Origin of the sequence: Planococcus chinensis, from assembly GCF_042681545.1 — a bacterium.
Lineage (GTDB): Bacteria > Bacillota > Bacilli > Bacillales_A > Planococcaceae > Planococcus > Planococcus chinensis.
Genome location: NZ_JBHUFW010000011.1, coordinates 186,527 through 201,766, shown reverse-complemented (window position 1 = coordinate 201,766; position 15,240 = coordinate 186,527). Strand labels below are relative to the sequence as shown.

At 50.5% G+C, this 15,240-nt stretch carries 14 protein-coding genes and 1 tRNA gene; all 15 read right to left on the bottom strand.

What is annotated here, in order from left to right; genetic code table 11:
* Positions 1 to 10 precede the first annotated feature (10 nt).
* The 15 genes from ccsA to ACFSDB_RS13505 all read right to left on the bottom strand — a co-directional run bounded on the left by ccsA (position 11) and on the right by ACFSDB_RS13505 (position 15,196).
* Complete coding sequence (gene ccsA / locus ACFSDB_RS13575; RefSeq protein ID WP_204890335.1) at positions 11 to 841, bottom strand: cytochrome c biogenesis protein CcsA; 831 nt, start codon at positions 839 to 841, stop codon at positions 11 to 13.
* 75 nt (positions 842 to 916) lie between these two features.
* On the bottom strand, positions 917 to 2,287 hold the full coding sequence (hemA, locus tag ACFSDB_RS13570) for a glutamyl-tRNA reductase (RefSeq protein ID WP_204890334.1): 1,371 nt from the start codon (positions 2,285 to 2,287) through the stop codon (positions 917 to 919).
* Positions 2,288 to 3,074: 787 nt separating this feature from the next.
* Positions 3,075 to 3,656: a ribosome biogenesis GTP-binding protein YihA/YsxC gene (gene yihA, locus ACFSDB_RS13565; RefSeq protein WP_204890333.1), complete on the bottom strand. Its 582-nt coding sequence runs from the start codon at positions 3,654 to 3,656 to the stop codon at positions 3,075 to 3,077.
* The gene (gene lon, locus ACFSDB_RS13560) at positions 3,653 to 5,980 is read right to left on the bottom strand and encodes an endopeptidase La (protein WP_204890332.1); all 2,328 of its coding nucleotides are present in this window, start codon (positions 5,978 to 5,980) and stop codon (positions 3,653 to 3,655) included. Before lon ends, yihA begins: the two co-directional genes overlap by 4 nt.
* Before the next feature lie 215 nt (positions 5,981 to 6,195).
* Positions 6,196 to 7,467 (bottom strand): ATP-dependent protease ATP-binding subunit ClpX, encoded by a 1,272-nt coding sequence (gene clpX / locus ACFSDB_RS13555; RefSeq protein WP_204890331.1) that lies wholly within the window; start codon positions 7,465 to 7,467, stop codon positions 6,196 to 6,198.
* 576 nt (positions 7,468 to 8,043) lie between these two features.
* Complete coding sequence (tig, locus tag ACFSDB_RS13550; protein WP_204890330.1) at positions 8,044 to 9,357, bottom strand: trigger factor; 1,314 nt, start codon at positions 9,355 to 9,357, stop codon at positions 8,044 to 8,046.
* A gap of 101 nt (positions 9,358 to 9,458) precedes the next feature.
* Entirely contained in the window at positions 9,459 to 10,439 is a 981-nt protein-coding gene (locus ACFSDB_RS13545) for a tetratricopeptide repeat protein (protein WP_204890329.1), read from the bottom strand.
* A 104-nt stretch (positions 10,440 to 10,543) separates the two neighbouring features.
* Positions 10,544 to 10,936: a transcriptional regulator Spx gene (gene spx, locus ACFSDB_RS13540; RefSeq protein WP_204890328.1), complete on the bottom strand. Its 393-nt coding sequence runs from the start codon at positions 10,934 to 10,936 to the stop codon at positions 10,544 to 10,546.
* Positions 10,937 to 10,941: 5 nt separating this feature from the next.
* On the bottom strand, positions 10,942 to 11,595 hold the full coding sequence (locus tag ACFSDB_RS13535; RefSeq protein ID WP_204890327.1) for a TetR/AcrR family transcriptional regulator: 654 nt from the start codon (positions 11,593 to 11,595) through the stop codon (positions 10,942 to 10,944).
* A gap of 109 nt (positions 11,596 to 11,704) precedes the next feature.
* Positions 11,705 to 12,142, bottom strand: coding sequence for an OsmC family protein (locus tag ACFSDB_RS13530; RefSeq protein ID WP_204890326.1), 438 nt, complete (start codon positions 12,140 to 12,142; stop codon positions 11,705 to 11,707).
* Between the two features lie 161 nt (positions 12,143 to 12,303).
* A tRNA-Arg gene (locus tag ACFSDB_RS13525) sits at positions 12,304 to 12,377 on the bottom strand.
* A gap of 116 nt (positions 12,378 to 12,493) precedes the next feature.
* Complete coding sequence (locus ACFSDB_RS13520) at positions 12,494 to 13,099, bottom strand: XTP/dITP diphosphatase (RefSeq protein WP_204890325.1); 606 nt, start codon at positions 13,097 to 13,099, stop codon at positions 12,494 to 12,496.
* Positions 13,096 to 13,845, bottom strand: a complete 750-nt coding sequence (gene rph / locus ACFSDB_RS13515; RefSeq protein ID WP_204890324.1) for a ribonuclease PH — start codon at positions 13,843 to 13,845, stop codon at positions 13,096 to 13,098. The genes ACFSDB_RS13520 and rph overlap by 4 nt, the downstream gene beginning before the upstream one ends.
* A gap of 77 nt (positions 13,846 to 13,922) precedes the next feature.
* A complete protein-coding gene (gene racE / locus ACFSDB_RS13510) occupies positions 13,923 to 14,726 on the bottom strand; it encodes a glutamate racemase (RefSeq protein ID WP_377340337.1) in 804 nt (267 codons plus the stop codon).
* A 17-nt stretch (positions 14,727 to 14,743) separates the two neighbouring features.
* Positions 14,744 to 15,196 carry a MarR family winged helix-turn-helix transcriptional regulator gene (locus ACFSDB_RS13505; protein WP_204890322.1) on the bottom strand — a complete coding sequence of 151 codons (453 nt, stop codon included), beginning with the start codon at positions 15,194 to 15,196 and terminating at the stop codon, positions 14,744 to 14,746.
* Positions 15,197 to 15,240 lie beyond the last annotated feature (44 nt).

The window sequence follows — 15,240 nt, the reverse complement described above, 5'->3', positions numbered from 1 at the left end:
CTACCTTTCCTTAATACCAAAAATGAAATTCAGACAACCGGCTGCCGAGGAAGAAATTGACCAGCAGCAGCAAAAATGAGTACAGATGCGCCCATGCATACGCGGCTCCGTTCAAGTCGCCTTTGCGGTGCTTGTAGAGCACGCCGCTGTATACGATGAGCAGGACGAACGAACCGACGATCTTCATGTCGAGCAGCGAAAACTGATCGAGCGAGATGTACGCCCATTGCAGTCCGAGGACGAGCGACACGAACAAGAGCGAAATCCCGACGAGGATCGAGATCGTCATGCCGGACTCGGTCTGGCCGAGCGACGGCAGATTGCTCCATTGCTTGGTCCACTTTTTCTTCTTCAACAAGCGGTACAGCACGAGGTGCAGCGCCGAGAAGACGAACGACAGCGAAAATGCCACATACGACAAGATCGCGAACGTGATATGGATGAGCAAAAGCTCCGACACGAGCGCTTCCCCGACCGGCGACCGTTCGATCTGGACCGGGGCGAACGTATGGATCGTCATAAAGATAAAGCCGATGATGTTGATGAAAAATACCGCAAAATCAAAGCGGTAGAATATGCGCAGCACAATCGACAACGTGACGAGGAGCCATGCATAGAAATAAATGCCTTCAAACAGCGTCAGTATTGGGAACCGCTGTGTCTCGATGATGTACAACACCAGGAAGACCGTCTGCAGCAGCCACACTACTCCAAGCAGCGACATCGCGATCCGGCTGGCTTTTTTCTCTTTATATAAATAATCTATAAAATAAAAAACAAGGCTGACAGCATATAGAATAACCATAGCTTCGTGCAGCCTTGCCATTGTTATATCAGCCATCCCATTCCCCTTCGTTTCCATAATTAAAGGCGTTGCGTCTCTACATTTTAACATATAGATCCGCAAACGCCTGTTTTAGAAAGCTTTCATTGAATATCCGGGAGTTTCCTGTTTGATTGCTGTGCCTTGTTCCGCAGGTGTGCGTTTGGCCTGTGTCTGTTTCTGGATTTCCTGCTCCACATCGTCCTCGATCCCGAAGATCTGCTGGAACAATTCGAGCTGTTCGCGCGCATTCTTCGAACCGGCCATTTCCTTCGCTTGAAGGATCGGATCTTTCAGCAATTGGTTGATGATCGATTTGGTGTGTTTGTTCAGGATCTTCTTCTCGCGGTCGGTCAGGTCCGGCATCTTGTTCTCGATGCTCGCCATCGTTTCCGACTGGATGTTCAATGCTTTCTGGCGCAGTGCCGAAATCACAGGAACGACGCCGAGCGTCGCAAGCCAGTCGTTGAACTCGCCTTTTTCCTGGTTGATCATCGTCATGATCTCGCCTGCTGCGCGTTCGCGCTCAGCCAGGTTCGCTTCGACGATGCCCTGCATATCATCGATATCATATAAGAACACATTCGGCAGGTCCGCAATGCGCGGATCGATGTCGCGTGGCACGGCGATGTCCACCATGAAGAGCGGCTTGCCTTTGCGCAATTTGTCGACAAACTGCATCAATTCAAAATCGATGACGTAATCAGTCGCGCCTGTAGACGAAATCAAGATATCCGCTTCCAGCAATGCGCATTGCAGCTGTGTCATCGGCTTCGCGATGCCGCTGAATTTATCCGCCAACGCTTCCGCTTTTTCGAATGTCCGGTTGATGACCGTGACTTTGTCCGCTCCGCTGCCCTGCAAGTTCTTGATAGCCAACTCGCCCATCTTGCCGGCGCCGAGGATGACGACATGCTTGTTTTTCAGCGTGCCGAAAATCTTCTTGCCAAGCTCGACCGCCGCATAAGAAACCGATACAGCGTTCTCGCCGATCGCCGTTTCCGAATGCGCGCGTTTCGCAAGCGTCACTGCCTGTTTGAACAATTGGTTGAAGACCGTGCCCGTCGTGCCGTTTTCCTGCCCTGACAAAAAGCTCGATTTCACTTGTCCGAGGATTTGCGTCTCCCCAAGGACCATCGAATCGATGCCTGCCGTCACGCGGAATAAATGCTCGACTGCCTCTTCCTTTTCATGGACGAACAAATACTGCGAAAACTCTTCCGGTGCGATCCCGAAATAGTCCGCAAGAAATTGCTTCACATAATAGCGCCCAGTGTGAAGCTGATCGACAACGGCATAGATCTCCGTGCGGTTGCACGTCGAAACGATGACGTTCTCCAATATGCTTTTTTGGTTTTTCAGCGCCTGCATCGCATTCGGCAATTCGCCTTCGATAAATGAAAGCTTCTCGCGAATCTCGAGCGGTGCAGTACGGAAGTTCACCCCGACCACTAAAGTATGCATGGGTACAAAACACCTTTCACGTTCAATATTTCATATAAGTAAGTATACCACTCTATGGGTTTCATAATCTTTTTCATTTGTGAACAACACATGAAAACTGAACAGATTGAACTAAAAAGTTAGCATGGTTGAATCGCTTTGCAGTGTAAGAAACAATTTAATAAGAAGTAAAATGGCGAACAGAAGAATCATCGTTCCTGCAGCTGTGTTGCTCGTTATCATCTCTGAACGTTCCAGAGTCGAATAGATTTAAGTTATTTATATTAATTATAATGTAAGTTTAGCAAAGGGCTAAGGGACTAACAAGCGTTACGCTCTTAGTCGAAATAGTGCGAGAACTCTTTCGGAGATTTGGGTTTCGGATAGGGTGTCAGGAAGCGATGTATACCGGCGGCGAGCTGTTTTATCGGCGATTTTCCGGATTTATCGGCGATTCAGGAATTATATCGGCGATTCTCGAGATTTATCTGCGTTCAGCCCGATTTCCGGGTTTATTCAAACCCCAAAACCTTAAAGAATGCCGGCTTTTCGCAAGCGAAAAGCGAAAGTGCCCTCTTACTTGCGGCAATCGGAGTTTACTTGCAGCATCCTTCACTTTACTTGCAGTATTCCGAGTTTACTTGCAGTATTCCGATTTTACTTGCAGTATTCCGAGTTTACTTGCAGTATTCCGATTTTACTTGCAGTATTCCGATTTTACTTGCAGTAAATCCACTTTTACTTGCAGAAAGGCTCCACCGACTTTTTCTCCACAAAAAAAGACACAGCTTAAGCTGCGCCTCTCCTTCTACATCCGGTCTTCGATCTCTTTCCACGCGGCGTCTTTTCCAAGGCCGGTCTCGGAGGAGAAGACGATCAGTGGATCGCCTTTTTCCATATCGAGTGTTTCGCGGACGATTTTTTTGTGCTTGTCCCATTTGCCTTTCGGGATCTTGTCGGCTTTCGTCGCAATGATGATGCACGGAATACCGTAATGCTTCATAAAGTCATACATGTTGATGTCGTCGCGGCTCGGCGGGTGGCGCAAGTCGACGATCTGGATGACCGCTTTCAGCTGCTCGCGGTCGGTGATGTAGCGTTCGATCATCTTGCCCCACGCTTCGCGCTCGGACTTGGAAACCTTCGCATAGCCGTAGCCCGGCACGTCGACGTAGAACAGCTTTTCTTCGATCTTATAGAAGTTCAGCGTCTGCGTCTTCCCCGGTTTCGAGGAGATGCGGGCCATGCTTTTGCGGCCGATCATTTTGTTGATGAACGACGATTTCCCGACGTTCGAGCGGCCGGCAAGTGCGAATTCCGGCAAGCCGTCCTCCGGATACTGGTCGGGCCGGACGGCGCTTATTACTAGTTCTACGTTATGGACAATCATTCGTTTGCTCCTTCTAATGCGATTTGAAGTGCTTCATCGGCTTGGGAAACGAGCTTGAACGTCAATTGCTCCCGCACGCTTTCCGGGATATCTTCGATGTCGCGTTCGTTGTCTGCCGGCAGGATGATCGTCGTCAATCCCGCACGGTGTGCGCTCAAAGTCTTCTCTTTGACGCCGCCGATCGGCAGGACGCGCCCGCGCAATGTGATTTCACCGGTCATGCCGACTTCGCGGCGGATCGGCCGCTTCGTCAATGCCGAGACCAGCGCTGTCGCAATCGTGATGCCTGCAGAAGGGCCGTCCTTCGGCACAGCGCCTTCTGGTACGTGGATATGGATATCCTGCGATTCATAAAACATCGGATCGATGCCGAGTTCCTCGGCTTTCGAGCGGACAAACGACAGAGCCGTCTGCGCCGATTCCTTCATGACATCGCCAAGCTTGCCTGTAAGCTGCAGCTTCCCTTTCCCTGGAGACAAGGAAACTTCAATCTGCAAAGTGTCGCCTCCGACAGTTGTATAAGCGAGCCCGGTTGCCACGCCGACCTGGTTTTCCGTTTCGGCCATGCCGTAGCGGAAAATGCGTTTGCCCAGGTATTCCTCGACCAATGCAGCGTCGACTTCCACTCGTTCTTTTTCCCCGGAGACGATTTCTTTCGTCACTTTCCGGCAAATCGAAGCAATCTGGCGTTCGAGTCCGCGGACACCCGCTTCCCGTGTGTAATAGCGGACAACGCTCAGGAGCGCTTCATCCGTAAAGTGCAGCTGTTCGTCCGTCAAGCCGTGCTCTTTCAATTGCTTCGGCGCCAAGTGGTTTTTCGCAATCATCTGCTTCTCCACTTCAGTATAGCCGGCAATCGAAATCACTTCCATACGGTCGCGGAGCGGTCCCGGAATCGATCCCAGGTCGTTCGCAGTCGCGATGAATAAAACATTCGAAAGGTCATAGGTTTCTTCGATGTAATGATCGCTGAACGTGTTGTTCTGTTCAGGATCCAAAACTTCGAGCATGGCAGACGACGGATCGCCGCGGAAATCGGACGACATCTTGTCGATTTCATCCAGGAGGAACACCGGATTGGTTGTCGCCGCTTTTTTCATGCCCTGGATGATGCGTCCCGGCATCGCGCCGACATACGTCCGGCGATGGCCGCGGATTTCCGACTCGTCACGCACACCGCCGAGCGAGATGCGGACGAATTTGCGGTCAAGCGATTCGGCGATCGATTTGGCAAGCGAGGTTTTCCCGACGCCCGGAGGCCCAACGAGGCACAGGATCGGTCCGCGGAGCGAATGCGTCATCTGGCGCACCGCCAAATACTCAAGCACCCGTTCCTTGACGGTTTCGAGGCCGTCGTGGTCGCGGTTAAGGATTTCTTCCGCGTAGTTGATGTCCAGACGGTCCGTTGTCGATGCCGACCACGGAATCGTTACCAGCCATTCGATGTAATTGCGGATGATGCCGCTTTCCGCTGCTGCAGTTGGCAATTTCTCGTAACGGTCCAATTCTTTCAACGCCGCTTTTTCTGTCGATTCCGGCATGCCGGCATCTTCAATGCGTTTTTTCAAATCGACCACTTCGGCAGATTTGCCGTCCTTGTCGCCAAGTTCGGTCTGGATCGCTTTCATCTGCTCGCGCAGATAGAATTCCTTCTGCGTCTGCTCCATCGATTTTTTCACACGCTGGCTGATGCGCTTCTCCAAGTCCAGGACTTCCTGTTCGTTGTGGAGGCGCATGATGAGCGCTTCCAGGCGCTTGTCGACGTCGAACGTCTCCAGCACGGATTGTTTTTCGGAAAGTTTCAAAGGCAAGTGAGAAGCGATCATGTCCGCCAGGCGGCCCGGCTCTTCGATGTCCGCAACGGTATTGAATGTTTCCGTCGTCACTTTCTTCGACGCCTTCACGTATTTTTCGAAATGCTCGAGCAATAGGCGCATCAATGCATCCTGCTCCGCCGATTTTTCTTCTTCATCAGGATAGGACGAAACATCGACCGTATTGAACGTTTCGCCTTCCGTGTAGTTTTTCCACTGCCCGCGCTCCAGCCCTTCGACCAGCACGCGGATGGTGCCGTTCGGCAGCTTCAGCATCTGCTTGATGTTCGCCAGAGTTCCGATCTTGTACAGGTCCTCTTTTTCAGGCTGCTCCGTGCTCATTTCTTTTTGCGTTGCCAAAAAGATGATGCTGTCTTCGAGCATCGCCTGTTCAAGCGCCGCTACCGACCGCTCGCGGCCGACATCGATATGCAAAACCATTGTCGGAAAGACCAATAGGCCGCGCAGCGGCAATAAAGGCACTTGTTTGGTTGTTTTACGTTTCGCCATTAGGAGTTACACCTCCGGTTGATTTTCTTCTATAAAAAATACGGCCTGTCCCCGAGCGCGCGGATGTGCACGATCAGAGTCAGCCCGTATCATCCTTTACTACCCAACTTCAACGGGCATGTGATCCTGCTGTCGCGATAGATCAACAGGCCGTTAAAGTCCGTTTGGTCCACCGGCAACCTGGAAGGATCCCTCCCAGGACGGCAGCTCCACAATTATGCGGATGTTTTCTCGTTATTGTCAGCCTTGTATTCAGAGCCATCTTCCAAAATGAGTTTTGGCTGTGCGTTCTCGGTAACTGTTTCTTTTGTAATGACACATTCTTTGATATCTTCGCGTGATGGAAGATCGAACATGACGTCAAGCATGATGTTCTCGATGATCGAACGTAGTCCTCGGGCGCCTGTTTTGCGTTCAATCGCCAATTTCGCGATTTCCACCAATGCGTCCGGTTCGAACGTCAATTCTACACCGTCGAGTTCCATCATCTTCTGGTACTGCTTGATCAAAGCGTTTTTCGGTTCCGTCAGGATCTGAACCAACGCATTCTCGTCCAATTGTTCAAGGCTTGCCAATACCGGCAAACGCCCGATGAACTCAGGGATCAAGCCGAATTTCAGCAAATCTTCCGGAATCAATTGGCTGAGCAATGTCTTGTCATCCATTTCTTCCTTGTTCGGATCTGCACCGAAGCCGATGATTTTATTGCCCAGGCGGCGCTTGATGATCTGCTCAACGCCGTCGAACGCTCCACCTACGATAAACAGGACATTGGTCGTGTCGATCTGGATGAATTCCTGGTGCGGGTGCTTGCGTCCGCCTTGCGGTGGAACGCTAGCTGTCGTGCCTTCCAGGATTTTCAGGAGGGCTTGCTGAACGCCTTCGCCTGAAACGTCGCGCGTGATGGACGGGTTCTCTGATTTACGGGCCACTTTATCGATTTCATCGATATAGATGATGCCTTTTTCAGCGCGTTCCACGTCGTAATCCGCTGCTTGGATCAGTTTCAAGAGAATATTCTCAACGTCTTCACCGACATAGCCGGCTTCTGTCAAAGAAGTAGCGTCTGCGATAGCGAACGGTACGTTCAAGATGCGGGCCAAAGTTTGGGCAAGCAAGGTTTTCCCGCTCCCTGTTGGTCCGATCAGAACGATATTCGATTTCGACAATTCCACATCGTCGATCTTGCTGTTGGAATTGACGCGTTTGTAATGGTTATACACCGCAACAGCCAGCGACTTCTTCGCTTTTTCCTGTCCGATGACATAGCCATTCAGGATGTCCAGAATCTCTTTCGGTTTCGGAACTTCCTTGAATTCCACTGCTTCATCTGTACCAAGCTCTTCTTCTACGATCTCCGTGCAAAGCTCAATACATTCGTCGCAAATATATACACCTGGTCCTGCAACCAGTTTACGAACCTGTTCTTGCGGTTTTCCGCAGAAAGAACATTTCAAGTGGTCTTTTTCGTCATTGAATTTGAACAATGTATTCACCCCTATTCAAGCCATTATCTTACAAGATTATGCTTATTGTAGCAACTAATTAGATTTACCACAAAGACTAAGCTTTTGAATGTGCATTTATTCATATGGAATAAATTCTGATGTGCTGCAGTGCTTTGTTCAAGCACATAAAATACGTATGAATTTAAATGGTAATTTTAACTTTTCAACATTATATACCGGTTCGGCCGCTTTGGGCATGGCTCACGCAATAAGCCGAGAAAACCGCTCGTCTTATTGCTTCGCCCAGCCCCTGGCGCGCCGGCGCTAGTGTAGCTCATTAAAAAAGGCAGCTCTAACTATCTTTGGAATGCTCTTAGAGATATGGAGCAAAACAGCGGAGACGCCAGCGGTAAAGCGAGACGGCTGAGACCCCGCAAGTCGCGTTAGCGACTGAGGAGGCTTAGACGCGAGCCCGCGGCAAGCGCAGCTGTTTTGCGGAATATCGTTAAGAAATTATGTCTTATTATAAATATCGTGCTTAGCTCATTCTTCTATGTAGAGTAAAAACAAGGCACGTTGCCGCGCCTTGTTTTATTTTATTGCTTATGTGTTTGCTTATTCAGCGCTTTGTGCGTTTTCCACTTCAGTTGTGATGTTCGCGTTTTCCACTAGGAACTCAACTGTGTTCTGCATGCGGATGTCGTTTTCCAGCATTTCAGTTCCGCCAAGAGCGGCTTTGATCTGCTCGATGTCCATGTTGAACTGGCTAGACATTTTTTCAAGTTCTTTGTCGATGTCTTCAGAAGACACTTCCATGTTCTCAGCAGCAGCAATAGCTTCAAGAACCAATGACACGCGTACGCGAGTTTCAGCGTCGTCGTGCATTTGTGCACGAAGAGCTTCTTCGTCCTGGCCTGAGAATTGGTAGTAAAGATCAAGGTTCATGCCTTGCTGAGTCAAGCGCTGTTCGAAGTCCTGCATCATGCGGTCCATTTCAGAATGGATCATCGCGTGCGGGATTTCGACTGTTGCGTTTTCAGCAGCTTTTTGGACCAACTCGTCGCGAAGCTGTGCATCTGCACCGGCTTGCTTGTCAGCAGCCAATGTTTCTTTCATTTTCGTGCGAAGTGCTTCAAGGCCTTCAACTTCAGGGTCGATTTCTTTAGCGAACTCGTCGTTCAGTTCAGGAAGCTCTTTAGATTTCACTTCGTTTACTTTCACTTTGAATGTTGCAGCTTTTCCTGCAAGTTCAGCAGCGTGGTATTCTTCAGGGAAAGTGACTTCAACGTCTTTTTCTTCGCCAGCTTTTACGCCGACCAATTGTGCTTCGAAGCCTGGGATGAATGAGTTTGAACCGATTTCAAGGGAATAGTCTTCGCCTTTTCCGCCTTCAAACGCTTCTCCATCAACAAATCCTTCAAAGTCGATGACAGCTGTGTCGCCTTCAACGATCGCTTCGTCTTCTTTGACAGCAAGTTCAGCGAAACGCTCCTGGTTCTCTTTCAATTGGCTTTCGATTTCTTCGTCAGTCACGTTTGTGTCCTGCTTGGAAACTTCAAGGCCTTTGTATTCGCCAAGCTGAACTTCCGGTTTAACCGTCACTTTAGCTGTGAATACAAGCGGTTTGTTCTTCTCCATCGTTGTGATGTCGATTTCCGGGCGGTCAACAGGGTTGATTCCGGCTTCTTCCACTGCGTTTGCGTATGCATCCGGCAGGATGAAGTCAAGCGCGTCCTGGTAAAGCGATTCAACGCCGAAACGCTGTTCGAACATCGGACGCGGCATTTTCCCTTTGCGGAAACCTGGCACGTTGATTTCTTTTACCACTTTCTTGAATGCTTTGTCTAATCCGGCGTTTACTTGCTCCGCAGGCACTTCGACTGTAAGTGTTCCTGTGTTACCTTCTTGCTTTTCCCATTTTGCTGACATTTATAAGCCCTCCAAACATTTTCTACAAAGTCATAATCAGTTCTTTTCGATTTTTGACAACCACCATATTATATCATAGATAGCGCCATGTTCAACTATTTCTACCTATCGCGCAATTCGAACCATTGCTCGGCATGGATGATGAGCGTCAACAGCTCCCGGTCCCCCGAAAAAGCGGTCTCACCGGAAAACAGGACATCCAGGTAAGCGGTATAGCTTTCCGCCACTTCCGCTTCGCTATGGCCTTCCCACATGAACGGATAAAAGAGGAAGACGTGCCGTTCAAACAATTGGCGGACCATCTCAAGCCCGCTTGGATCTTTGGTGAGCCGCTCCTCGATCTGCGCTTTAATGGCACGGATGCGGCTGTGGTTCTGCGGATCCGGCAAGTCGGCAATGGAGAAGGTCCCTTCAAACGAGAACTTCTTCAGGTGCACGTCGGCTTTCACCTGTTCCTGGTGGAGCATGAACAATATGTATGTTTTGGCAAGCAGGTCCGTCTCCGGATGTTCAGCAAGCGCCAACAGGCTGCCTTTCATCACTTCATAGGATGCGGGCGGCAACTCCATGATCAATCTTTCCTGCTCGGCCGGCGGCAGCGACGTAAATGTCCCAGCCGCAAAAAGCGTGGGGTCGATTTTGACAGCGGCTTTGTTCGATGTGATGCGTTCATTCAGATCGCGCAAGTGCTGGAACTGCTCGAGCCGCTCTTCCGGCAGCACTTTCTCCTCGATCAGGATCTCGATCATCCGTTCCGCTTCTTCGAATTCTTTCACTTGCATCAGAATGCTTATGTATAATTCCATCGTTTCAAGATAGTGGACCGGCCCGACTTTCAGCAATTCCTTGCATACTTCAAGCGCTTCTTCGTATTCGCCCAGCTCAAAAAGGCAATAGCAATAAGCGCCGAGCGCACCGGCGTGCTCCGGCTCATAGGCCAAGACTTGGTACAGTTTATCGCGCGCTTCTTCGTACTTCTCGTCTTTCAGCAGATTCATGCCTTCCGTCAGCAAGCGGTCCACGGTCTTGGGGAAAACGATGACATTCCCTTTGCGCTTCAGGTCACTGTACTTCTTTCGCATATTTACACCCCATTTGTACTGTCTATGATAACATAATGGAATTTTACGGGAAAACGAAAAAGGGTTTAGTAACCGATTCCCGCTCCCGCCCTTCCACAAACAGGCTACATGCTCAAAAGGTTTTGGAATTGGGTGGTCCGGAACCAGCGGGGCAGGAATTGACGGATTTCGTCGTCGTTATAGCCGACTTGCAGCTTTCTTCCGTCATGGATGATCGGAAGGCGGAGGATGCCGGGGTTGTCTTGGATGACTTGGTACAGTTGGGGCATGGACAAGGAATCGATATCCACTTTCAGCTTTTTGATGGCATACGCCTTCTTCGAGATGATTTCTTCAGTGCCTTCATTTGTCAGCGACAGAATTTCCTGGATTTCCTCAACGGTGATGGGGGTGGTGGATATGTTCTTTTCGACGAAAGGGATGTTGTATTCGTTCATCCATGCAATCGCCTTGCGGCAGGACGTATTGCTCGTAGCCGTAAACAATTTCGCTTTCATACTTTTCACGGTCCTTTCCATTCATTTAGCGTGCCATTTCTCATTTTCTGGATCACTTCAGGCGGAAACAGCATTCGGCAAAATATCTTGGAGAATGCCTGGTAGTCGACCGGCAATCCTTGGTCGTTGCGCGATTGGAGCTTTTCCATCAGCGACTGGAGCGACCAGCCGAGGGTTTCGATTTCGATGTCCTGCCACATCAGCCCTTTGCGGTGGAGCAGGTGCAAATGTTCCGTAACTTTTTCCAGCATGCGGGTTTTCGCTTCCTGCACCACTTCTGCCAGTTCAGCGTCGCGGAATAAAATCTCAGGCATGAGCCTGCGCAAGTTCTTCTCGTTGATTTTGTGGTAATGCATTTCAAGGCGCCCGGCGAGCAGTTTCTCGGGATCGCCGCTTTTCCATTCCAGATCAATCGGCATCATGTCGTCGATATGGTCTTCAATCAAAGACATCAGCAATTGCCGTTTGTCGGAGAAATACCGGTAGAAAGTTCCGGTTGCCACTTTGGCATGCGCGGCAATTTCTTTGGCGGTCGTGTGTTCATATCCCTTCTCGCCGAAGAGGATCCGTCCGCTTTTAAGCAGCGCCTGTCTTTTCTGCATAGATCGTTGTTGTTTCGGAAACGTCGGGAAGTCTCCGATAAGGTTCTCGTGCGCCATATACTCACCTCTAGTTATAACAATACCATGCCGATCAATTAAACATGAACTCTGGTTCATGTTTGGAGCGGCATTTATTTGACTTGCTTTCACAATTTCGCCATTTAATCTATAGTTCCGTCGTTTCCTCCCCGTTCAGCACCAACCGGTAGGTCAGTTGGGGCAAGATGGAATGGGCCACTGGGCAGTATTTGTCTTCACTTGTGCGGATGGCATGCCAGACCCGCTCCGGTTCCACTTCGCCGTCTACCTGGAATGTGACCGTAATCGCCGTGAACTCCTTCGGCGGCTTGTCGTTTTTTGCGCCTTCTGTAACAATCTCAATCCGTTCGATTTTGTCCATGCGGGTTCGCAGGATGGCCACTACATCCATTCCAACGCAACCGGCCAGCGCCCCCAGGAGCGCCTGCATCGGCAAGACACCATTTCCCTCCCCACCTGTCGCTTGATGGGCATCCATTTCCAGCTGATGCCCACCCGGGGTCTTCATTGTAAACAAGAAATCCTTCTGCCACTTTGTGGCCACTTTCAATACCGGTCCTGCCATAGATTCTCCGCCTTCCTATGCTTATTTTACATCCATTCTATCATTATTTTTCTGAATATTCCGTTCATTAAAAAATATATTTCAGCATCAATAGAAAAACCCCTCCGGTCCGTATTAGACCGAAGGGGTTTTTCTATTGCATTATGTAGTCATTTCCATAACGTCCCAGGAGAGATTCGAACTCCCGACCGACGCCTTAGAAGGGCGTTGCTCTATCCAGCTGAGCTACTGGGACATGGCTTTCTGAAGTTGCCTGGGTTCTAGTACCCGGTTCCAACGAAAGACAATTTTAATTATAGAAATGATTGGAGCAAAAGTCAATGCTATTTTGAAAAAACATTAACTTCTCCCTTATTCGTCCGTGTCCAGGATTTTCGAAAGGGAGATCTGCAATTTTCGAAGCGCATTTCCACGGTGCGAAATGGCCGCTTTTTCGTGCGGTTTCATCTCGGCCATGGTGCGCCCTTCTGTCGGAACCCAGAAAATCGGGTCGTAGCCGAAGCCGTTTTCTCCGAAGCGCTCTTCGAGGATATAGCCTTCACATGTGCCGTGGAACGTTTTCGTTTCCTTGCCGGGGGAAGCTATTGCCAAAACGCAGCGGAAGCGCGCTGTGCGCTTTTCTTCCGGTATGCCTTCCAGTTTTGCCAAGACTTTGTCGATGTTGGCGGAATCGCTTTTCTCGCCTCCGGCGTAGCGCGCCGAATAGACGCCCGGTTCTCCGCCAAGTGCATCGATCTCGAGTCCGCTGTCGTCTGCAATGACCGTCGTGTTCAGCATATTGGCGATGGTTTCCGCTTTCAGAATGGCGTTCTCCTCGAATGTGGTGCCGGTCTCTTCGACATCGACGTCTTCCGCTACATCGCGGAGAGTCAGCACTTCATAGCCGAACGGCCGGAGGAGCGCTTCAAAGTCTTTGGCCTTGCCGAGGTTCTGTGTCGCAATGATCACTTTTTTCATACGTTCGAGTTCACCTCTTCCCCTACCCGGAGCGCAACCTCTCCAAGTGTCTGTTTTTGCATGGCGATCAATTGGCTGATGCCAAGTTCACCCAGATCCAGAAGTTCATTCAGTTGGGTCCGCGAGAATGTCGCTTCTTCGCCGGTCCCCTGCAATTCCACAAAACGGCCGGAGCCGGTCATGACGAGGTTCATGTCGACGTCAGCCGTCGAGTCCTCGACATAGTTCAAGTCAAGGATCGCCCCCATGTCATTGTCCATGCCAACGCTTGTTGCCGCCAGAAAATCGGTCACGGGAAAGACAGGCAGATCGAGTTTGCCGATCGCCATCGTCATGGCGACGAATGCGCCTGTAATCGACGCCGTACGTGTGCCTCCGTCCGCCTGGATGACGTCGCAATCGATCCAGAGGGTGCGTTCCCCAAGTTTCTCCAAATCGACAACAGCGCGCAGTGCACGGCCGATCAGGCGCTGAATTTCCATCGTGCGCCCGCCGACTTTCCCTTGGGACGACTCGCGGCGGTTCCGTGAATTGGTTGCACGCGGCAGCATGGAATACTCAGCCGTGACCCAGCCCTTCCCCTGGCCCCGCAAAAACGGCGGCACTTTCTCTTCAATTGTCGCGGTGCAAATCACTTTTGTCTGGCCGACCGTAATCAGGACCGAGCCTTCCGGATGGATCAAATACTCCGTATCCATTTGTACCGGACGCAGCTGGTCCGCTTTTCTGCCATCAATTCTAGTCATATATATCCTCCTCGTATCTTCCTCATAAGATTACCATATTTGCGCCGCTGAAAACAAAAAACCCGGCAGCCAGGCTGTCAGGTTTTCGGGAAACGGATCGAATGGATAAAAGGCTCTTCGATTCCCAGCCACTTCCGGATGATCGACTGGAAGATCGGCAAGGAGCCGGTCGTGTAGAAATGGTGAACCGGAGGCTGAGTCCGCTTCGACATCTGTCCCATGAAGCGCAGATGCCGCTCGACGTCCTTCGCCGTCTCTTCGGCGGAAGAAAGCACACGGACCCCTTTGCCGAATGCCTCTTCGATAAAGCCCTGCAGGAGCGGGTAATGCGTGCAGCCGAGAATTGCCGTGTCGAAGCTTTCGCCTTCGATTTCGGCCAAGGTCTCGCGCACGATTTTGCGCGCAAATTCACCTTCATACTCATCGCTTTCCACAAGCGGCACGAACAACGGGCACGCGAGCTGGACGACATGGGCGGATGAGACAAGCGATTTGACCGCTTTCTCATAAGCGCCGCTCTTCACCGTCCCTAGCGTACCCAGCACCGCAATGTTCTTGCTCGGGGATGACTTGACCGCCGCCCGCGCTCCCGGAAAAATGACGCCGATGACCGGGATGGGCAGTTTCTTTTGAAGTGAATCCAGCGCCGCAGCTGTCGCCGTGTTGCAGGCGATCACGAGCATCTTGATTTTCTTCTTCATCAACGCCTGCGCCATCTGCCAAGTGTAGGTCTTCACTTCCTGCAGCGACCGGGGGCCGTACGGGCAACGGGCATTGTCCCCTATGTAGAATATTTGCTCATTGGGCAAAAGCCGCATGATTTCCTTGGCGACGGTCAAGCCGCCGACTCCTGAATCTATAACACCGATTGGCGCATTCACGTACAAATCGCCCCATTCTATTTCATGTTGGTATGAAGCTTCTCAAGCAGGAATGACAGCTGTCCGACTTCTTCTTCGCTGAAATCCGACAGGACATTTTCCAGGTAATCCTGGCGCTTTTTGATCACTTCTTCTATGATGCGTTCGCCTTCTTGCAATAATTTGATGCGTACCACACGGCGGTCCTGTTCCTCGCGGATGCGGACGACCAATTCGTTCTTTTCCATGCGGTCGACAAGATCTGTCGTCGTGCTGAATGCCAAATACATTTTGTTCGAAAGATCGCCGATCGTCATATCCCCATGTTCAAAAAGCCATTGCAGCGCAACGAACTGCGGCGGCGTAATCGTATAGGAATTGAGGATCTCCCGGCCTTTTTGCTTGATGATGCCGGAAATATAGCGCAGTTCCTTTTCCATGAACGCTACCTTTTCAGGGTCGTGCGGATGGTTTTTAACATTTTCACTCATTGAAATCAACTCTCCTTGGCTCAGAATCCTTCCTTCTATAGTGA